The organism is Alteromonas sp. AWM4_230 (genome assembly GCF_056158305.1).
On the sequence record NZ_JBSWTB010000001.1, the window covers coordinates 1947799 to 1969654 of the forward strand.

At 43.1% G+C, this 21856-nt stretch carries 18 protein-coding genes; 16 read left to right on the forward strand and 2 right to left on the reverse strand.

All coding sequences use genetic code 11. From position 1 onward, the window contains the following. The 12 genes from ACXACS_RS08230 to der all read left to right on the forward strand — a co-directional run bounded on the left by ACXACS_RS08230 (nt 1) and on the right by der (nt 12073). Nucleotides 1–357: a HesB/IscA family protein gene (locus tag ACXACS_RS08230; protein ID WP_474805703.1), complete on the forward strand. Its 357-nt coding sequence runs from the start codon at nt 1–3 to the stop codon at nt 355–357. A gap of 51 nt (nt 358–408) precedes the next feature. Then, nucleotides 409–942 carry a putative Fe-S cluster assembly protein SufT gene (gene sufT, locus ACXACS_RS08235; protein WP_179984056.1) on the forward strand — a complete coding sequence of 178 codons (534 nt, stop codon included), beginning with the start codon at nt 409–411 and terminating at the stop codon, nt 940–942. Nucleotides 943–996: 54 nt separating this feature from the next. After that, complete coding sequence (locus tag ACXACS_RS08240; protein ID WP_014999055.1) at nt 997–1407, forward strand: SufE family protein; 411 nt, start codon at nt 997–999, stop codon at nt 1405–1407. 276 nt (nt 1408–1683) lie between these two features. Then, complete coding sequence (gene ndk, locus ACXACS_RS08245) at nt 1684–2115, forward strand: nucleoside-diphosphate kinase (protein WP_012519000.1); 432 nt, start codon at nt 1684–1686, stop codon at nt 2113–2115. 307 nt (nt 2116–2422) lie between these two features. Next, nucleotides 2423–3541 carry a dual-specificity RNA methyltransferase RlmN gene (rlmN, locus tag ACXACS_RS08250; RefSeq protein WP_012518999.1) on the forward strand — a complete coding sequence of 373 codons (1119 nt, stop codon included), beginning with the start codon at nt 2423–2425 and terminating at the stop codon, nt 3539–3541. A gap of 24 nt (nt 3542–3565) precedes the next feature. Next, nucleotides 3566–4753 carry a type IV pilus biogenesis/stability protein PilW gene (pilW, locus tag ACXACS_RS08255; protein ID WP_474805707.1) on the forward strand — a complete coding sequence of 396 codons (1188 nt, stop codon included), beginning with the start codon at nt 3566–3568 and terminating at the stop codon, nt 4751–4753. A 6-nt stretch (nt 4754–4759) separates the two neighbouring features. Beyond that, nucleotides 4760–5842: a RodZ domain-containing protein gene (locus tag ACXACS_RS08260; protein WP_474805709.1), complete on the forward strand. Its 1083-nt coding sequence runs from the start codon at nt 4760–4762 to the stop codon at nt 5840–5842. 8 nt (nt 5843–5850) lie between these two features. Continuing rightward, nucleotides 5851–6969, forward strand: coding sequence for a flavodoxin-dependent (E)-4-hydroxy-3-methylbut-2-enyl-diphosphate synthase (gene ispG / locus ACXACS_RS08265; RefSeq protein WP_474805711.1), 1119 nt, complete (start codon nt 5851–5853; stop codon nt 6967–6969). Between the two features lie 82 nt (nt 6970–7051). Next, the gene (gene hisS / locus ACXACS_RS08270; protein WP_474805713.1) at nt 7052–8335 is read left to right on the forward strand and encodes a histidine--tRNA ligase; all 1284 of its coding nucleotides are present in this window, start codon (nt 7052–7054) and stop codon (nt 8333–8335) included. A 12-nt stretch (nt 8336–8347) separates the two neighbouring features. Further along, nucleotides 8348–8968 carry a YfgM family protein gene (locus ACXACS_RS08275; RefSeq protein WP_474805715.1) on the forward strand — a complete coding sequence of 207 codons (621 nt, stop codon included), beginning with the start codon at nt 8348–8350 and terminating at the stop codon, nt 8966–8968. Between the two features lie 44 nt (nt 8969–9012). Beyond that, a complete protein-coding gene (gene bamB, locus ACXACS_RS08280; protein ID WP_474805717.1) occupies nt 9013–10272 on the forward strand; it encodes an outer membrane protein assembly factor BamB in 1260 nt (419 codons plus the stop codon). A 355-nt stretch (nt 10273–10627) separates the two neighbouring features. Then, a complete protein-coding gene (gene der, locus ACXACS_RS08285; protein WP_474805719.1) occupies nt 10628–12073 on the forward strand; it encodes a ribosome biogenesis GTPase Der in 1446 nt (481 codons plus the stop codon). 459 nt (nt 12074–12532) lie between these two features. Here the strand turns inward: der and ACXACS_RS08290 are convergent, their stop codons facing one another. Both ACXACS_RS08290 and xseA read right to left on the reverse strand, forming a co-directional pair. Next, entirely contained in the window at nt 12533–13696 is a 1164-nt protein-coding gene (locus tag ACXACS_RS08290) for a hypothetical protein (protein ID WP_474805720.1), read from the reverse strand. A gap of 15 nt (nt 13697–13711) precedes the next feature. Beyond that, a complete protein-coding gene (gene xseA, locus ACXACS_RS08295; RefSeq protein ID WP_474805722.1) occupies nt 13712–15064 on the reverse strand; it encodes an exodeoxyribonuclease VII large subunit in 1353 nt (450 codons plus the stop codon). 100 nt (nt 15065–15164) lie between these two features. Here xseA and guaB point away from each other — a divergent pair, with 100 nt between their 5' ends. The 4 genes from guaB (at nt 15165) to ACXACS_RS08315 (ending at nt 21778) form a co-directional block, all read left to right on the forward strand. Then, a complete protein-coding gene (gene guaB, locus ACXACS_RS08300) occupies nt 15165–16634 on the forward strand; it encodes an IMP dehydrogenase (RefSeq protein WP_474805723.1) in 1470 nt (489 codons plus the stop codon). A gap of 70 nt (nt 16635–16704) precedes the next feature. Then, a complete protein-coding gene (gene guaA / locus ACXACS_RS08305; RefSeq protein ID WP_474805725.1) occupies nt 16705–18282 on the forward strand; it encodes a glutamine-hydrolyzing GMP synthase in 1578 nt (525 codons plus the stop codon). Nucleotides 18283–18759: 477 nt separating this feature from the next. Next, entirely contained in the window at nt 18760–20712 is a 1953-nt protein-coding gene (locus tag ACXACS_RS08310) for an acyltransferase family protein (RefSeq protein WP_474805726.1), read from the forward strand. A gap of 313 nt (nt 20713–21025) precedes the next feature. Then, nucleotides 21026–21778, forward strand: coding sequence for a hypothetical protein (locus ACXACS_RS08315; RefSeq protein WP_474805728.1), 753 nt, complete (start codon nt 21026–21028; stop codon nt 21776–21778). Nucleotides 21779–21856: the final 78 nt, after the last annotated feature.

A 21856-nucleotide genomic window follows, 5' to 3' on the forward strand; every position in this document is an offset into this window, starting at 1 on the left:
ATGAGTGTTGAAACTTTCGTACCTAGTACAAAGCTCATTACGCTAACTGACAGTGCCGTTAAGCATTTCGAAAGTAAGCTTAAAGACAAGCCTGGTCAGTTAATTCGTTTATCAACAAAAGTAAGCGGCTGCACCGGTTATGCATACGTGCTTGATTTCGCTGATGGCGCACAAGCAGGGGATGAAATTGTAGAGATTTCTCCTATTGTAAATGTGGCTGTCGCAGCCGATGCAACAGACCTTTTGCGTAATACAGAAATCGATTACGTGACTGAAGGTGTGAATGGCGTCATCAAGTACAACAACCCTAACGTGGTTGATGAATGTGGGTGTGGCGAGAGCTTCAACGTGGGCTAAAGCCTGCGTTCATAGCCCACAACGAGTATTACCAAGAGTACAAAGTCGTATATGAAGCAAAAAATGGTGACCACCGAGCGTGAATGTAAGGCGCGTTTGGTTCCTGCAGGCAATCCCACCGTTATACCCGAAGGTGAGTTTGTTAATATCACGCAAGAGCTAGGTGGTAATTACACCGTAACCTGGCGTGGTAATATGTACCGTATTGACGGTACCGATGCTGGTGCTATTGGCCGTAAAGCCATGACGCTAAGCTTTGACGCTCCCGAAGATGGGAACATCAGTGAGCAGCAAGTGTGGGATGCTTTAGAAACTATCTATGACCCAGAAATCCCCATCAACCTTGTATCGCTCGGCCTTATCTATAAGGTGGATATTGACCAAGCATCTGGTGCCGTAAATATCGATATGACGCTTACAGCACCGGGCTGTGGTATGGGGCCAGTTTTAGTCGGTGATGTGGAATATCGCGTAGCTATGGTGCCTCATGTTAAAAACGTGAACGTTGAATTGGTTTTTGATCCAGCTTGGTCACGAGACATGATGAGTGAAGAAGCACAGCTTGAAGCGGGTTTGTTCTTTTAAGCGGTTAATATACCGCCTACCTATAATTCTTTTTACACAATTACGGAAATAGCAATGCAACTACCTAGCAGTGACGAAATTATTGATGATTTAGCGTTCTTCGACGATTGGGAACAGCGTTATCAGTACATCATTGATTTAGGAAAATCTATTCCGGGTTTACCAGAAGATGCTAAGACGCCTGAACGTTTAGTAAAGGGGTGTCAGAGCAGCGTGTGGTTGGTAGAGTCTTACGACGGTAATAAAATCAACTTTGATGTGGACAGTGACGCCGTTATTGTTCAAGGGTTACTAGCGTTAGTACTTGCCGCCTACAACGACAAAACGCCAAAGGATATTTTAGCGTTTGATATCGACGGCTATTTTGAAGCGTTAGATCTTGAGCGTCATATCACTCCGACCCGAGGCAATGGCTTACGCGCTATCGTGGGTAAAATTCAAGAGCTTGCAAAAGCTAACGCCTAAAACCTTATTGCTGGGTCAGTTATCCAACTTCACGTTAATTACCGGTAGCAGCTATCATCAGTGTAGATATTATTGCTTTAAAATATCTGCCTTCGCACAATAATGTATACACTGTCATCATATTGTCATAGCTAGTGAGTTAATCTGACACTACATTACAAGTAAAAACAATACGTTACGCCTGATTTAAAAAGGCGCTGGTCAAGCCGTTATTAATTGCCTATAATTCGCGGCCAAAATTTAAAGATACATACACAATTTGTTTGGAGAGAGAACATGGCTCTTGAGCGTACTTTTTCGATTATCAAGCCTGATGCGGTAGCTAAAAACGTAATCGGTGCAATTTACAACCGTTTCGAATCTGCAGGTCTTCGCATTGTGGCATCTAAGATGATCCACATGAGCAAAGAGCAAGCAGAAGGCTTCTATGCAGAACACAAAGAGCGTCCTTTCTTCGGCGCACTTGTAGACTTCATGACGTCTGGTCCAGTTATGGTTCAAGTACTAGAAGGCGAAAACGCTGTTCTAGCTAACCGTGAAATCATGGGCGCAACTAACCCAGCTGATGCAGCTGCAGGTACACTACGTTCAGACTACGCTGCGTCAATCGACGAAAACGCAGTTCACGGTTCTGACGCGCCTGAGTCAGCAGCACGTGAAATTGCTTACTTCTTCTCTGAAGAAGAAATCTGCCCACGTACTCGCTAAGATTACGCTGGTAGAAAGAACGGGGCCCTTATGGCCCCGTTTTTGTTTCTGAGCACGTTTTATGCTGCTTTGCTCGGCGCTCATTTAGGCAAGCTAAACCACGCTTCTCGCGCACTGCCAAACTTAACTTTTCTCTGCGTTAAATCGACTTTTTCTCGTATCTCATCTGTGGTAAAATCCGCGCAAATTTTAATCAGCGCAATTCTTTTTCTTAAATGTCGTTCAAGACATAGTCGAATCGCTGGTTTTTACACCATATTCAGCAGTTAGAGGGGCATCCCTCGAAGGTAAAAGGGTCATCTTATTCATGGCAAAAACTAACTTATTAAACTTAAATCGCGAAGGCTTGCGCAATTTCTTCAAGGAAATGGGCGAGAAACCATTTCGTGCCGACCAGGTAATGAAATGGATTTACCAGCACGGTGTCAGCGATTTTGAGGAAATGAGTAACCTCAATAAAAACCTTCGCGCGATGCTCATTGAAAATTGTGAGATTAAAGCCCCTGAAATCGCTTACTTCCAAGAAGCGAGCGACGGTACTATCAAGTTCGCACTTACCCTTGAAGGCGGCCAGGAAGTTGAGTCAGTTTGGATCCCTGAAACTGATCGTGCGACGTTATGCGTATCGTCACAAGTAGGTTGTGCACTAGAGTGTACCTTCTGTTCAACCGCACAACAGGGCTTCAACCGTAACTTAAGCGTGAGTGAAATTATTGGTCAGGTATGGCGCGTAGCTACTTTCCTTGGCCTTTCTAAAGACTCAAGCAAACGCCCAATCACCAATGTAGTAATGATGGGCATGGGTGAGCCGCTGCTTAATCTTAAAAACGTAGTGCCGGCCATGGACATCATGCTAGACGATTTTGGTTTCGGTCTATCTAAGCGCCGCGTTACGCTAAGTACATCTGGTGTTGTACCTGCACTTGATATGCTGGGCGATCAGATTGATGTGGCACTTGCTATTTCGCTACACGCGCCCACCGACGAACTGCGTAATGAAATTGTACCGGTTAATAAGAAATACAATATCGAAGCATTCTTAGCAGGGGTACGCCGCTACCTAGCTAAATCTAAAGCTAACCAAGGGCGCGTAACCGTTGAATATGTAATGCTTTCGAATATTAATGACAGCACTGAGCAGGCGCACCAGCTGGCTAAAGTATTAAAAGATACTCCTAGTAAGATAAATTTAATACCTTTTAACCCATACCCAGGTTCGCCTTACACTTGCTCTAGTAACTCGCGCATCGACAGATTCTCAAAAGTGCTTATGGAATATGGGTTTACCACTGTTGTGCGTAAAACCCGAGGCGATGACATTGACGCGGCCTGCGGTCAATTAGTGGGCGATGTTGTAGACAGAACGAAAAGATTGTTAAAAAAACAGGTGAAGGGCGAAGCAATTTCAGTAAAAATGGCCCAATAATCATTAAGATAATAGGGTAATACTATGGTTGCAGGATTGCGAACTTCACTTAGAATTGGATTATTAAGCGCGGTAATGCTCACTGCTGGTTGTGTTAGTAACAGCCAGTCAGGCATGTATGGCGGTGACTTTGATCACGAAGAAGCCGCCAAGACGCGCATGTCTCTTGGCCTTACCTACCTCCAAAATAATAACTACACGCAGGCAAAAAAGAACCTCGACAAGGCGCTTGCGTTTAACCCTCGCTCTGCAGATGTTCAGTACGCTATGGCGTATTATTATCAGTTAGTAGGCGATAACTTGCGAGCAGAAGAATATTACAAAACTGCCATTGATATAGCGCCTGACGATGGGGATATTGCCAATAGCTATGGTGCGTTTAAATGCCAAAATGGCGATTACGATAAAGCCAAAGCGTATTTCTTCGACGCGATTAATAACCGTCTATACGCAAACGCGGCGCAAACCTACGAAAACCTGGCCTTGTGCGCGCAAAGCCAAGGTAAACTTGATGAAGCAATCGGTTACTTTAAAGATGCTTTGCAGCACCAACCGGCCCGCGGTAAGAGTCTATTCTTGTTAAGTGAACTGTATACAGTCTCTGAGCAGTGGGACTTAGCTGAAATAACACTTCAAAAATACCAACGTGTTGCCAAGGTTACCCCAGATTCATTGTGGCTGGCTTATGAAATCGCCAAAGGCCAGAAAGATTTAGAAAAAGCGAAGGGGTATGGCGATATGTTGCTTTCTCTGTTCCCTGAAAGTGAACTTACGAAGCGATATTTGGTTCATCGCGACGCGCTACAAAAGAAAGTCGTAATAAAATCCAAGGCTTCTTCTCCTGATAAAAAGGCAGCACAACCCGCTGTTGAGCAAGAATCTGAAAAAGCCGTTCAAAAGCAAACTGGCGAAAGTGCAAGTGAGCCGGCGGCTTCTACTACAACCGCGATTCAACAATCAATCGACACCCTAAGTGGTAAGCAAAAACAGGTTGCCATGGTAGAAGCCGAAGATAGAGGGCAAAATACTGAATTATCTGCGCCTGACGACAAATTCCATGTAGTAAAAGAGGGTGAAAACTTATATCGTATTTCTTTATTGCACAATATCAAAATGGCAACACTGCAAAAGTGGAATAACCTTGAAAATACTGGCGCTATTATTGCTGGTCAGACGATTTGGTTAGTACCACCAAGTATGCAGGAGGGATAAGATTTAATGGTGTCAGAAGAAAGCGCGAAAGAAGAAGTTACTTCGCAACAACAAGAAAATACGCCAAGCCCAGGGGCAATGCTTAAAGCACGTCGCGAAAAGCTAGGTTTGTCTCAGCAAGATATTGCCGATAAGTTGTTTTTAAAGGCTAAACAAATCAATGATTTAGAGAGTGATGTAATTGACGAGAGTTCGTCAGTTACCTTTACTAAAGGCTATGTAAGAAACTATGCCAAACAATTGGGAATGAACTCCCATGCGGTTATTGAGGCATTTGAACGCTTCCACAATCAAACATCAGTACCTTCATCGGAAAAACTACAGAGTTTTTCAAAACGTGTCGCAAAACAGACACACGATGACCGTTGGATGATGGTTACCTATGCGATTTTACTTCTCATCATTGCTGGCGTTGTCGTGTGGTGGTATCAACAGCCAAGCGACGACACCGTTGCTGAACTGCCTTTAAATGAGGCTGTAAAGAGAGAGGCGGCAAACACGCCAGTTTCTTCAACTGATGGCACTGTAAATGGAAATTTTGGTAGTGCTGACACTGTACAAGGTGACTTGGCTGACACATCATCAACGGGAAGCTCAGAGCAAGGCTCATCTCAAATCAATGATGTCTCAAATATAGGCTCTGATGACGCTGAATTAGCAGGTGCAAACAGCGATGTAAATGGGCAGGATAATGGTTTTACTCAAAGCGGCGACCTTGACGATGGCGCCATTTCTGCTCCTGACACTGCAGTTGATAGCAGTAACAATATTACTGCAGTAGTAAACGCGGCAGCTAGCGATAATGAAACGTTAGCTGATAACGCTCTTAACACTCAAACTGATGCTGCGCCTATCTCAATGGTTTTTACCTTTGAAGATGACTGTTGGGTTAATATTAAAGACGCCTCTGGCGAGGCTATCGCCTACGGTGTAAAGCAAAAAGGGCGTGTAATGGAAATTCAAGGTGTTCCTCCTGTTGAAGTTACGCTCGGCGCACCGGATAATGTGCGCATATCAGTTAACGGCGACGCTGTTGATATTTCTCCATATCAAAATGGTAGAACAGCTCGTTTTGTACTTCCTTTATAGGTAATTAGATGTTTGCAGAAAGCCCTATTAAGCGCCGAAAGTCTACGCGTATTAATGTAGGTAACGTTCCCATTGGTGATGGTGCTCCCATTGCTGTTCAATCTATGACAAATACCCGCACCACAGATGTGGCTGCGACTGTCGATCAAATAAACCGTATTGTTGCTGTGGGCGGCGAAATTGTTCGCGTATCGGTACCCACTATGGAAGCCGCTGAAGCCTTTAAAGAAATTAAGCAGCAGGTAAGTGTACCACTTGTTGCAGACATTCATTTTGACTACCGCATTGCGCTTAAAGTAGCTGAATACGGCGTAGATTGTTTGCGGATAAACCCGGGCAATATTGGCAATATGGAGCGTGTACGTTCGGTTGTCGATTGTGCAGAAGATAAAAACATTCCTATCCGAATTGGTGTCAATGGCGGTTCTCTAGAAAAAGATTTACAAGAAAAGTATGGCGAGCCCACGCCAGAAGCCCTTGTTGAGTCGGCTATGCGCCATGTGGATATTTTAGATAAACTCAATTTTGACCAGTTCAAAGTTAGCGTTAAAGCATCTGATGTTTTTCTTGCGGTCGGTGCATACCGCCTATTGGCGCAAAAAATTGATCAACCTTTGCACTTAGGTATTACTGAAGCTGGCGGTCAGCGCGCAGGTGCCGTGAAGAGTGCGGTTGGGCTAGGTATGCTTCTTGCCGAAGGTATTGGCGATACCCTTCGTGTTTCGTTAGCGGCCGACCCAGTAGAAGAGATTAAAGTTGGCTTTGATATTCTAAAGTCACTTCGTATTCGTTCCCGTGGTATCAACTTTATTGCTTGCCCCAGTTGTTCTAGACAAGAGTTTGATGTAATCGGCACCGTAAACGCGCTAGAGCAACGATTAGAAGATATTCTTACCCCAATGGACGTGTCTATCATCGGTTGCGTGGTCAATGGTCCTGGCGAGGCCGAAGTGTCTGATCTGGGACTTACAGGTGCGCGCAATATGAGCGGTCTTTACGAAGACGGAAAGCGCGTAAAAGAGCGCCTTCCAAACGATGATTTGGTCGATAAGCTAGAAGCTAAAATTCGCGCCAAGGCATCGCGTATGAGTGAACAAAATAAAATTCAGGTATCAGTCAAAGACTAAGGCATTTTTTGTTCATTGTTGTTTACTCCCAAAGCCCCTATAATGCGGGGCTTTTCACTATTTAGCAGTATGAGAATTTCACGTGGCTAAGACTATTCAGGCAATTCGAGGCATGAATGACTGCCTACCGGAGATTTCCGGTACATGGCAGAAGGTAGAATCTGTACTTCGTCAAACGGTGGCGAGTTACGGTTACCAAGAAATACGCACACCCATCGTTGAAAGCACCGACTTATTCAAACGTTCTATCGGAGAAGTGACCGATATCGTTGAGAAAGAAATGTATACCTTCGAAGATAGAAATGGCGACAGTTTAACGCTGCGTCCAGAAGGTACAGCAAGTTGCGTGCGCGCGGGTAACGAACACGGTTTATTGTACAATCAGCAGCAACGCCTGTGGTACATGGGGCCCATGTTCAGACACGAACGCCCACAGAAAGGTCGCTATCGCCAGTTCCATCAGTTCGGTGTAGAAACTTATGGCATGGACGGCCCTGACATCGACTTAGAAGTCATTCTTCTTAGTGCACGTTTTTGGAAAGCGTTTGGTATCGAACAGCATGTAAAGCTGCAAATAAATACCTTAGGTTCAAACGAAGCGCGTGCGGCTTATCGCGATACGCTGGTTGAATTTTTAAAAGAGCGTGCAGACCAACTAGACGAAGATTCAATGCGTCGACTTGAAACAAATCCACTTCGCGTACTCGATTCTAAGAACCCTGATGTTCAAGCTGCTATTGCCGATGCGCCAGCGCTAATCGATCACCTCGATGAAGAATCTAAAGCACACTTTGATACGCTGTGTTCACGCTTAACCCAAGCAGGCATTGAGTTCGAAATAAATCCTCGTTTAGTACGCGGGTTAGATTATTACAATCGTAGTGTGTTTGAATGGGTTACCGATAGCCTAGGTGCACAAGGTACAGTATGTGCTGGCGGTCGTTACGATGGTTTAGTAGAGCAGCTAGGCGGTAAAGCAACACCTGCTGTAGGCTTTGCTATGGGTATCGAACGTTTGGTACTGTTGCTGACAACACTAACCGAAGAAGGTCAGGATACGAGCTTTGCCGACGTATATGTAACGGCAATGGGTGATGAAGCGCAGTCATATGCTATTGAAGTGTCGGAACATCTTCGAAATACGCTTCCCAATACTCGCATTATGATGCATTGTGGCGGCGGAAACTTTAAGAAACAATTGAAACGTGCAGATAAAACCGGCGCACGTTTGGCGCTGCTTTTAGGTAATGATGAAATGCAGTCTCGCGAAGTGGGTGTTAAACCAATGCGCGACGGTCAAGAACAAGTTACGGTCAGCTTTGATGCCTTATCTGATAAGGTTGCAGAGATGCTGAGCGCAAAATAAATAGAGGACATCATGGAACAGTTCGCAACAGAAGAACAACAAGTAGAAGCGATTAAGCGTTTTTGGAAAGAGCACGGTACAGCTATTATCGTTGGCGCTGCGCTAGGTTTAGGCGGCCTATGGGGCTGGAGAGCGTATTCTGAAGCGCAAATTGAAAATAAAGAAGCTGCATCGGTTGAATATCAAAACGCGGTAGAAACATTTGGCACCGAAGGAAGTGACGCGAAAGTTAAGGCCTTCATCGAAGAAAATAAAGATAGCGGTTATGCGAGTATTGCCAGCCTTCTTGCGGCTAAGCAAGCGGTAGATGCAGGCGATTTAGACGCTGCTGCTTCGCACCTAAATAGCGTTGTTACCTTTGCTGAAAACGATGAAATGAAGGTGCTTGCGTCGCTTCGTTTATCTCGGGTGCAAATTGAAATGAACCAGCTTGATGCGGCGTTGTCTACGCTTAGCAATGTTACTAACGACGCATTTACAGCAGAGGTTTCTGAACTAAAAGGCGATGTGTATCAAAAACAAGGCAAGTTTGACGATGCTCGTTTAGCTTATTCAAATGCGTTAGATAAAAATGCCAACAATCCGCTTTTACAGATGAAGTTAGATAACCTGTCGGTTTCTGCTGCACAGTAAGCGATGCCCATTGGGCTGGTGTAAATAATAAAGAGGTACGCAATTTGTTTCACAACACGTGTGGCCGTAAAGGTCGATTTGCTCGCACGATAGGTATGGCACTAGCAGTGTCTATCACAATGTCTGGCTGCTCTACGATTTCAGACTGGTTTGCAGATGAAGAAGAACTGGAAATTCGTCGTTTAAAGCCGATTGAAGCTAAGTTTACTCCTGAATTAGTGTGGGACCGTGATATTGGTGATGGTGTAGACCATTACTTCTCACGTCTGCGCCCTGTATATGCTTATGACAAGCTTTTTGCTGCTGATCGTCATGGCACTGTTGTCGCGATGGAGCCTGATACAGGAAAGGTGTTGTGGGAAAAAGACTTCGCACAGTTTCGTTCTGAAGGCATGATGAGTTCAATCACTAAGCTATGGCAAAGTGGTGAAACAGCCCGTATTGGCGGTATTTCTGTTGCAGATAGACATGTATTCATCGGTACTGAAAATGGCTATGTAGCGGCAATGGACGCAGAAACAGGTGAGCTTGTGTGGGAAGCGACGGTACCTGGAGAAATTCTTGCAGCCCCAGCTGCTGATGAAGGGATCCTTGTGGTTAACACAGGCGCTGGAAGTTTGTTTGGCTTTAATACCCGAACCGGCGAGCAAATGTGGAGACACGAAGGCGATACGCCCCCATTAACGCTTCGAGGTATCTCAGGCCCCATTGCTTCAAACGGCGGCGCTATCGTGGGTACCCCGACCGGTAAAATTCAAGTTAACCTTATTGAAACTGGTGTGCTTGCTTGGGAAACAGTCATTGGAACGCCTTCTGGCGCGACAGAACTTGAACGTATTGTCGATATTGATACTACCCCAGTTCTTTACGGCGGGACTATTTACACCGTTTCTTATAACGGCACATTGGCCGCTGTAGAGCTTCGTTCAGGTCGCGTTATTTGGAAGCGTGAATATGCATCATTCCGCAACCTGAATATCGATGGCAACCGTATTTTTGTTGTAGATAACAACTCTAACGTTTATGCCCTTGATAGACGAAATGGCGTAGAGCTATGGTCTCAAGGCTTGCTTAAACAGCGTTCGCTAACTGCAGCGACCCCGGTGGGCGAGCATATTGTAGTAGGTGATAATTGGGGCTTCTTACATTGGATAGAACAAGAATCTGGTGAAGTGGTGGCTCGACTAGATGTGGGGGGCGACGACGAAGACGACGCTATTTTCGCAGCGCCGCTGAATGTTGACGGTAATATTATTGCTGTAACTAGAAATGGTGAAGTAGTCTCCGTACGCGCGCCAAACTAGTACTCCATAATTTAATGCATCTTTTTAAGGGCGTTTTGGGTGTGACCTAAAACGCCCTTTTTATTTACTATTTTATTCATAGTTTGCCGTAGTTTGGCATGAATATCTTTACCTCGATGTAGAACCACTATACCTGCGGTAACACGCCGCGATTACGAACATTTTAATTCTCGCTGAGTGGGCAATTATCTATGCGGATTGGTATTAGGTAGTGAACAAGGTATAATGCGCCCATTCTTAAAAGCCTCATCACAAATTCTTAATCGTTAGAGCATAAACTTCCCAAACGTTGCTTGATTACATGGTGGATGTGGCTTGTGCTTTTTTAGCTTTCATGACCCTTAGGATCTGATAAATGTTACCCGTTGTTGCTTTGGTTGGCCGCCCTAATGTTGGCAAATCAACCTTGTTTAATCGCCTTACTAATACCCGTGATGCACTTGTTGCAGACTACCCTGGGTTAACTCGCGACCGTAAATACGGCCAAGCGAAGTTTGAAAAGCGCCAGTTCATTGTTGTTGATACCGGCGGTATTACAGGTGATGAAGAAGGTATTGATGCTGAAATGGCACAGCAGTCTTTACTCGCTATTGAAGAGGCTGATGTGGTGCTTTTTTTAGTCGATGCAAGAGCAGGTATGTTACCGGCTGACCAAGGCATTGCTGATCACCTAAGACGTATAAACAAACAAGTGTTTGTTGTAGCGAACAAAGTTGACGGTATCGACGGCGATAGTGAAAGCGCAGAATTTTACTCTTTAGGTTTAGGCGAGATAAAGCAAATTGCAGCGGCCCATGGCCGTGGCGTTAGCCAGTTACTACAGGACGCGCTGAAGCCACTGGAAGCAGATTTTCCAGACATGGAAATCGTCGACGAAGAGCCAGAGGAAGAAGAAGATGCCGAAGCTCAGCGTCAGCGTTTACAAGAGTTGCCTATTAAGCTAGCTATTGTAGGAAAGCCAAACGTAGGTAAATCAACACTAACAAACCGCATCTTAGGTGAAGAGCGGGTTGTTGTTTATGATATGCCGGGTACAACCCGTGATAGCGTTTATATCCCTATGGAAAGGGACGAGCGTGAATACATTCTTATAGACACTGCAGGTGTAAGAAAGCGCAGAAAGATCAGTGAAGCCGTAGAGAAGTTCTCTATTGTAAAAACCCTTCAAGCAATTGAAGAAGCAAACGTGGTGTTATTAGTTATCGATGCCAGAGAAGGTATTACTGATCAAGATTTAAGCTTACTCGGTTTTGTTTTAAATTCAGGGCGCTCGCTAGTTGTTGCTGTAAATAAGTGGGATGGGCTGAGCACTGATGTGAAAGACGACATAAAGCGTGAAATGGATCGTCGCTTGGGCTTTGTCGACTTTGCCCGTATTCATTTTATTTCGGCGCTTCACGGCTCAGGTGTGGGGAACCTGTTCGAATCAGTGCAAGAAGCTTATATGAGTGCGACCAAACGTATTAACACAGCATTGCTTACTCAAATCATGGAAATGGCACAGGATGACCATCAGCCACCGCTTGTTCGCGGTCGTCGGGTGAAAATGAAGTATGCTCACGCAGGTGGCTATAACCCGCCCGTTATTGTCATTCACGGCAATCAGGTTGACGATCTTCCGAGTTCGTACAAACGCTTCTTGATGAACTATTTCAGAAGAGCGCTAGAGATTATGGGCACGCCTATCAAGATTGAATTCAGAGAGGGTAGTAACCCGTTTGAGGGTAAAAAAGCTAATCTGACCTTGGCGCAGCAGCGCAAACGTCGCCGTATGATGTCTTACTACAAAGACAAAAAGTAAACCTCACAAGCACCTCTAAAAATTTAGGCGCTATTCCTCGTTCAATTGAAATAGCGTCTTGTTTCTCTCTTCCTCTCCCTCTAGCTAAGTCATAATTACAATCTAGTTGTAGACTTTACGCTGTCCTTTACTATTCAACGTCCCACTTCTTCTCACATAACAACGCTTCGCCCCTTTAAAAACGACGTTTTCTTTCGTTGGTAGGGGTTGGAGTCATTTTTGCAATCACTTGCAGTTCGATGTAGGTAAAACGCACTGTAATTAATTGTATTTGGAAGTCATTTTGTCAGTAGAAAAGTTATTTAAAAGCACCGCACCACTTCAAAAAAATCAAATATACAACTGGTTTGACAGATACAAACCTCAGGAACAGCAAAAAGTCTATATCCTTAATAGTGAAATGGAAAAAAGACCAAAACGGAATTTATCGTTTACTAAACGTAACAGAGTGAAAAAAGCCTAGCGCTGACCTTCCAAAAGCAGGGTGCGAACCTTTTTCATCATTTCAGACTCTCGCGGTACTTCAACCTTAACGATTAGCTGATTGACGATAGTGTCTGAGAAATCAGGAGGGAAGGTGGTAGACACTTTAACTATCTTGTCTTGTTGTCTGAATACATAGGTAGTTGCGAAGATTGTTGGTGATGTTTCTGAATTTGCACTTAAACCCAGCCTCCAGCCAGAAAGCTTATCGTTTACTGCATAAGGAGAAGCTGGACTGACTTCAGATAGAATTAAGTGCTGTAATTCTGCTGTAGCCGACGCTTTCTTTAAGTCGCTTTCTAATTCCTGTGGCAATAGCTCGCTTTCCTCTGAAGAAAGCTGCGCCAAAAATGGGTAGACGGTGACGTCGACCAAAGCGTCTTCGAAGTTTGGATGTATATAACGAGTGATTGCGCCACTAAACGGGTCTGAAAAAAGCTGGGTGTCTAGTTTAGTAAAGTCACCGACGGTTTCCGGAACTTGCATCGCCGAGCTATAATTACTTGCTTGAAGGGCATCAAACAAGAACTCGCTGGTAAATATTTGTTTATGCTTTACGTGTTCAAGCCAGCGAGATACCAGCAAACGTGCATTATTCTCAGTATCTTGTTTCTCTTTTAAATTGGTATCACTGTTTTCTACTGTGATTTCAAACGCCGAAGAATCAATTTCAATGCCCCGCCACTGTAGCGTAAATTCCGCGAATTGTTTCGCATTTTGTTTGTGCACACCCAGCGCAGCACCCACGTTAGCGATAAGCAGTTCGTAGTCATTCCCCTCAGCGTAGGGTAAGAGGTTGTCAAATTTTCTGGTTTCACTGAGCTCTTTGATAAAATTCTCTGGAGAAATAGCATCTTCTTGGCATAAAGTGCTGTCGCTTACGAAATCAGGTTCGAGGTTAATTTTTTCTCGCTGTTCATTACAGGTTTCAAGTAAATCTTCGCTTGGGTAGGTAGAGAAAACAGCAACGCCTTGTTTTACTGAAGCTGCCCAAGCGTGATTAGAAAAATAGACTGCTATAAATAAGCAAAGAGGCAGCGTAGATACTGGCTTAGCAACGCCCTGAGATAGTTTGCAAAACAACACACGAGCCCGCAGCTGAAAAGCGTAAAATGAAAAGATTTTTGCACTAACGGGCATAATATTAAAAGCCGCCTATTGCCGCTGAATGTTCGTCACTGTACTGGTTATTTCACCGTCAGTCACTCGTGTTTTTATCTCATCACCTATTTCAACTTTTTCCACGCTATTTATCGCTGCTTTTTCGGTAAGCGTAATGCTGTAACCACGGGCTAGTGTTGAAAGAGGACTTACGGATTGTAAGAGGCCCACTTTACTGCCAAGTTCACTTTTCTTGTTTTTTATAAGTGCATTCATTCCTGAGATGAGCTTCGTATTCGCGTAGTTAAGTTTATCTTTTGCACGCGCTACACTTGCCGATGGTGATTGATGGCTTAATCTAGACGCTAGCGTATGCAGTTGCTTTTCTGCTTTTGCCAAATCACTTTGCATTTTATGTGTCAACCGCAGCTGAAGCCGGTCTAACGTTTGCCACTGCGACTGTATACGGCTCTGTGGGTGCAAAGCGTTTAACCGCTGTTTCTTTAAAACGAGTTGCTGTTTGCTAGCTTGAAGATATTGATGTATTGCGCGTGCTAAGCGTTGTTTTTGCTGACGCAAGGTTTGATTAAGAGCTGTCGAGTCTTGGCTTAAGATCTCGGCTGCAGCAGAAGGGGTGGGGGCACGCACATCCGCTACAAAGTCACTAATGGTAAAATCTACTTCGTGCCCTACGGCGCTAACAATGGGTAGGGAACTGGCGGCAACTTCTCTTGCTAGGCTTTCGTCATTAAAACACCACAAGTCTTCTAATGAACCACCGCCTCGTGTGAGTAAAAGTACATCGACTTCGGCCCGCCTGTTAGCCGTTCTCAGTGCGTTTATAAGCTGTAGTGGTGCAGTTTCACCCTGAACCATTGAAGGGTAAACAACGACTTCGGTTTGTGGGCTTCTTCGTTTTAATACACTCAATACATCGTGAAGCGCAGCGCCACTTGATGAAGTTATTACACCGATGCGGTTAATACGCTCAGGTAACGGGCGCTTATTAGCCGTATCGAACAAGCCTTCATTATTGAGTTTGAACTTTAAAGCTTCAAACGCTTGCTTAAGCGCACCTTCACCGTCGCTTTCCATATGCTCAACAACAAGTTGATAGTCGCCGCGTGCTTCATAAAGGCCTACTGACGCGCGTACTAAAATTTTATCGCCTTCTTTAGGGCGAATACGAACGTTGCGATTAGAGCCTTTAAACATTGCTGCGCGCACTTGGGCTTTGTTGTCTTTCAGTGTGAAATACCAATGTCCTGATGCTGCCGCAACGAAATTAGATATTTCAGCAGACAACCAGATAAGGCCGATTTCGCCTTCCAATACGGTTCTGGCTAAGCGATTTAGCTTGGTAACTGTTAAAATTTGTCGAGACGTAGATGGAGAATTTGTAAACATAAAAAAAATCACTAGGTTTAATACATTTAGAGTTTACCTGAAAACTAAAAAACACTACAATTGCGCCGCAATTAACCCTCAACTGAATAGGTGTTGTTGCATGCTACGTATCATCCAAGAAGCCCTGACGTTCGACGATGTGCTGCTGGTTCCCGGCCACTCGACCGTCCTCCCTCATACAGCCAACTTACAAACACGCCTTACGCGTGGCGTAACGTTAAATATTCCAATGGTGTCAGCTGCCATGGACACGGTTTCTGAAGCCCGTCTAGCTATTGCGCTAGCCCAAGAAGGTGGTATTGGTTTCATTCACAAAAATATGAAGCCTGAAGAGCAAGCTAAACACGTACGTGAAGTTAAGAAATACGAAAGTGGCGTAGTATCTGACCCTGTAACGGTAGACAAAGACGCAACTATTGGTGACGTTATTTCACTTTCTAAACGCCTTGGCTACTCTGGTTTCCCTGTAACAGATAAAGACAATAACCTTATTGGTATTGTGACAGGTCGTGATCTTCGCTTCGAAAAGCGCCTAGAGCTACCTATTAGCAACGTGATGACCGGTAAGGATGATCTGGTTACCGTTAAAGAAGGCGCAAGTTCTGATGTTGTGCTAGACCTTATGCACGAACACCGCATTGAAAAAATTCTCGTAGTGGACGATGCGTTTAAGCTTACCGGTCTTATCACCGTTAAAGACTTCCAAAAAGCAGAAAACAAGCCTAATGCGTGTAAAGACTCGCTTGGTCGTCTTCGCGTTGGTGCTGCCGTTAGCGTTGGTGCAGGCACTGATGAGCGTATCGCATTACTTGTTGATGCAGGTGTAGATGTTCTGCTAATTGACACTTCTCACGGTCATTCGCAAGGCGTTATTGATCGCGTTAAGAAAGTACGCGCCGATTATCCTGATGTACAAATTATTGCAGGTAACGTTGCAACAGGCGATGGTGCAAGAGCACTAGCTGATGCGGGCGTAGATGCAGTTAAAGTAGGCATTGGCCCTGGTTCTATTTGTACTACTCGTATTGTAACCGGTTGTGGTGTACCTCAAATTACTGCGGTATCTGACGCAGTAGAAGCATTAAAAGATACTGACATTCCAGTAATCGCTGACGGCGGTATTCGTTTTTCTGGCGACATCGCCAAAGCATTAGCTGCTGGCGCAAGCTGCGTAATGGTTGGCAGCATGCTAGCGGGTACTGAAGAAGCGCCAGGGGAAGTTGAGCTTTTCCAAGGCCGTTACTACAAGTCATATCGCGGCATGGGTTCGCTAGGCGCTATGGATCAAAGTCATGGTTCATCAGACCGTTACTTCCAAGACTCTGACAACGCGGAAAAACTAGTACCAGAGGGTATTGAAGGTCGCGTAGCGTATAAAGGTCCTATTGCGAATATTATACACCAGCAAATGGGCGGTCTTCGCTCGGCAATGGGCTTAACAGGCTGTGCTACCATCGAAGAGATGAATACCAAAGCACAATTTGTGCGCGTAACTTCAGCCGGAATGGGTGAGAGCCACGTACACGATGTAAGCATTACTAAAGAAGCGCCAAACTACCGTTTAGGTTAAGGCGACCGACGACTGCGAGGCTGGTACTACACCAGCCTTTGTTCTTTTATTTAACGGGTAAAAATAAAACATGACCACAAATATCCACGACCAACGCATACTTATTTTGGATTTTGGCTCGCAATACACGCAGTTGATAGCACGTCGTGTTCGCGAAATCGGCATTTACTGCGAGCTTTGGGCTTGGGATGTGACCGAAGAGCAAATCCGCGAATTTAATCCTCAAGGGATTATCTTGTCTGGCGGCCCAGAGTCAGTTACCGAAGAAGGCTCGCCACGCGCACCTGAGTATGTGTTTGAAGCAGGCGTGCCCGTGTTAGGCGTGTGCTATGGCATGCAAACAATGGCGCACCAGTTGGGCGGTGGCGTACTGGGCTCAGATAAGCGTGAATTTGGTTATGCACAGGTAGAAGTGATTAAACCAAGCCCTTTGCTAGATAAAATTGAAGATGCCATTGGTGATAACGGCGCGGCGCTGCTCGATGTATGGATGAGCCACGGCGATAAAGTAGCTGCTATTCCTGAAGGCTTTGAAACCATTGCGCAAACCGCTTCATGCCCACATGCGGCAATGTATAACGAAGAAAAGCAATTCTACGGTGTACAATTCCACCCAGAAGTGACTCACACTCGCCAAGGTATGCGTTTACTTACGCATTTTGTAATGGATATCTGTAAGTGTGAAAAGCTTTGGACGGCTGGCGCGATTATCGACGATGCTATTGAACGTATTAAAGAAAAAGTAGGTGATGAGCGCGTCATTTTAGGTTTATCGGGCGGTGTAGACTCTTCAGTAACGGCGATGTTGCTTCACCGTGCTATTGGCAAAAATCTTACCTGTGTATTTGTAGATAACGGATTACTGCGCCTGAATGAAGCAGATCAGGTTATGGAAATGTTTGGTGACCACTTTGGTTTAAACATTATCCGTGTCGATGCTGAAGGCCGTTTCCTTGACCGCTTAAAAGGCATTGAAGACCCTGAGCTTAAGCGTAAAGCTATCGGTAATGAATTTGTTCGTGTATTTGATGAAGAGGCGAGCAAGCTCGAGAACGCTAAATGGCTAGCTCAGGGTACTATCTACCCAGACGTAATTGAGTCAGCAGGTTCAGCAACTGGTAAGGCGCACGTAATTAAGTCGCACCACAACGTGGGCGGTCTTCCTGAAGATATGGAACTGGGTCTTGTTGAGCCACTGCGTGAACTATTTAAAGATGAAGTCCGCAAAATCGGCCTAGAACTAGGTTTACCGTACGACATGCTTTATCGTCACCCGTTCCCTGGACCGGGTCTAGGTGTTCGTGTACTTGGTGAAATTAAGAAAGAATATTGCGACTTACTACGTCGTGCTGACGCTATTTTTATTGAAGAGCTATATGCAGCTGATTTGTACCAAAAAGTAAGCCAAGCGTTTACCGTATTTCTTCCAGTGCGCTCGGTTGGCGTAATGGGTGATGCGCGTAAATATGATTGGGTAGTAAGCCTTCGTGCAGTAGAGACCATCGACTTTATGACAGCTCACTGGGCACACTTGCCATACGATTTCTTAGGCAAAGTGTCGAACCGCATTATCAATGAAATCGACGGTATTAGCCGCGTGGTTTACGATATTTCCGGTAAACCGCCTGCTACGATTGAGTGGGAATAGATACTAATATAGCCCTAAAGCATGGTTATTCCAAAGCTCAGGAATAACCATGCGAATGAAAATTGCTAGGCGGCAGATGGTAAATTTTTATTAGTAGTTACAACGCTTATAAATGCAGCTCTTTTAAGAAGCTCGATCTTATTTTGATAATAGGAGAAGTTATAACTAAAGAATTGAAACTATTGTTTAGAAAGGGTACGTTGTTTCAAATTAATATATATTATAAAGCGCCAGCTTAACCCAAAACTATCTAAGGCACGCACTAAAATTTAATGGTGGCTATATAAAACTTACAGTAGTTACCATTGCACATAAATAGAAACTTTTATTTGCGTTTACTTAGTGTTAAGCCCTTGCGAGGTTGAGGTTTTTCTTCTCCCATTCTACTAATAATTAGCAAGGTTATTTGTAAAGAACTATCTCAGTAACATAGTATATCGGGATAACGAATAAAATCTTTAAAATAGGAATAGGACGTTGTCCAGCACGTTGACTTATAGACCTGAAATTGACGGGCTTAGAGCTTTGGCTGTTCTACCAGTAATTTTTTTTCATGCTGGTTTTGAACACTTCTCTGGAGGCTACATTGGTGTTGATGTTTTCTTTGTCATTAGCGGCTTCTTAATAACTTCAATTCTCCTCAATGAAATAAATAACAATAAATTTAGCCTTATAAGTTTTTATGAGCGAAGAGCGCGGAGAATCCTACCTGCTTTAGCAGTAGTCGTATTTGTTACAATGCCGCTTTCCTGGATGTACTTGAACACCTCACAATTTAAAGACTATTCACAAAGTGTTACCGCTGTAAGTTTATTCGGCTCTAATATTCTTTTTTGGTTAGAGAGTGGCTACTTTCAAGCTGCCTCGGAAGAAAAACCGTTACTGCATACTTGGAGTTTGGCGGTAGAAGAGCAATTCTATCTGTTTTTTCCTATTTTATTGCTACTACTTTACAGGCGAAGCAGGGGAGCTTTGTATACGTGGCTCTTTTTAATTTCGATGATGAGTTTTATACTTTGTGAGTATCTTGTAGTTTCAAAGCCTAGCGCAAACTTTTTTTTACTGCCATCAAGAATTTGGGAGTTATTCGTAGGAGCGTTTGCTGCAATTTTGATGAAGTCAGTAGATCCTAAGGCGAATGATATTTTGTCTATGGTAGGTTTGTCTTTCATAGTGTTAGGAATTTTTTTGTTTGATGAGTATACGCCGTTTCCTAGCGCTTATACTTTGGCCCCAGTTCTTGGCACTTTTTTAGTAATATTATTTGGCAGAAATAACACTCTAGTTAACAAGATTCTCAGTAATAGTCTATTGGTATCAATAGGACTGCTCAGTTATTCAGCTTACCTATGGCATCAGCCAATTTTTGCTTTCGTTAGAGTAAATTCGATCGAAGAACTCGACTTAAATCTCAAATGGATTATGGTGTTAAGCTCTTTGTTTATAGCATTTATAAGCTGGAAATTTATAGAGTCCCCATTTAGAAACAAAAAACATTTTACTCGTGCTCGAATCTTTAAGTTATCATTTTTTACACTCTTGTTATTTTTTCTAATAGGGAATTTAGGAAGTTGGTTTGCTAATGTAGTTAATCCAGGACAGTTCAATGAAGCTATTTTTTTCAAGTTATCAAAAAATTCAATTAGTAACGAGAAATTGAGACTGGAGTCATGGAGCAATTTGAAAGAAAAAAATGAGCATTCTCTCTGGTATGATCTAGATAAAAATATAGAGAAGGTTATGATACTAGGAAATTCTCACTCAAAAGATATCTATAATACTTTAACGTTCTCGAAGACGAATGGTAAGAATTTTCAATTTTCGAGGTATGGCACTCAAATAAGTGAAGTACCGCACAATATAAATAAAATTCGTCGATTACCGAACTACAAATTTGCCGATACAGTGGTTTTTGCTTCGAGGTACGATCTTGCCGACATAGAAGAGTTTGAGAAAGTCATTTCTCTATTTATAGAAGATAATAAGCGATTGGTTATTATACTAAATACCTTTGAGTTTCCCGAGTATAGAACTAGAAAATGGACAATGGCTGAGTATGTGGCATACGAACACAGTGTCGATGACAAGCTATTAAATTTGGTATCCCCCAGTGACCTAGCAAACATAATCAATCAGCAATACTTCATTGCGTATACTGAAAAGAAGTATGCGAGCCGACATGACTTCGATGGCAATGTTCATGATATTAATCAAAGGTTGATAGCTTTAGCAAGAAATCATCCGGAAATTAAAATTCTAGATAGAATGGAATATCAGTGCGAAATAAAAAGTGAAGTCTGTTTTGCTGTTTCTAAAGATTTAGAAAAATATTATTATGATTATGGGCACAACTCTATTGCTGGAGCTCGCTTCTTTGCAACAAGAATTGATGAGTTAGATTGGTTTGTTAAACCAAATGAAAAAAAATAAAAAAAGTAATGAAAATTCATATTTGAATCGACCAGATTTCGCGTTGTTTATACTCTAATTGCTATTGTAAAGAATTTCTGAAGTTTTCTATTCAGAATAAATGTCTATTAAGTTTTTAAGTAATGAAGTTATTATCGTGAGCTAAATCGTATATCAAGTTCTGAGCATCTTTTTCATACATAGCCTCCTAACCTATTTTCCTTATTTAGGAAAAACTATAACTTCTATCTCATGCAGATATTGTTGTTGCTATTTTTTGTGGGGTGTGCTAACACTAAAAATAAATTGATGTCACCTTTCGAGCGGAAATTTTATGTCTTTTGCTACAAAGTTTGAGAAGATTAATATGGCGCTCAGCCATCCTTCATTATTTAGAAGTAAAAAAAACTATCTTTTTATTCTTAGTCACATGAGAAGTCGCTCTTCGTTACTATCCCACCTTTTGGGAAGTCATCCAGAAATTTGTGGATATGGTGAGCTACATTATGATTATCCCACTCCCACGTCACTATTCAAAATGCACTTAGAATTATACAAGGATTTGAACGACATTAATGAAAGTAAATACTATTTAGACAAGGTGCTTCATAATAGTTACGTCATTTCTGATAAAATTCTTAGTAACCCGAAAGTTCATATTTTAGTTTTGTTCAGGGAGCCAAAAGCAACGATCAGAAGTCTAGTTAAAATGGGAGAGGCAACTAATAAACCGGAATATTCAAATACGGATAAAATGCTTCAATACTATATTAAGCGTATTTCTTATTTAATAGATATTTCTAAAAAGTACTCAAAAGTACATATTATAGAATCAGACAAAGTCGTAAAAGACACAGCTCACACTCTAAAGGACCTTAGCGATTGGTTAAATTTAGATTCTGAACTTAGTGAAAACTATAACTTGTTTAATAAGACAGGTAAGGCAGGGCACGGCGATCCGTCATCTAGCATAGGTTCTGGTAAAATCATTGAGACTAATAATAGTCAAAGCATTGAACTTGACGAAGATTTGCTAGAAATAGCACTTCAGCACTATCGTAATTTATCAATACTAGCAAATCGTTAATTTACGTTTTTGGTCGTTTTTGGTTTGAACGTTATTTTGAACTGATAATTATGATGTAAATGTTGTGATTGTATTCTG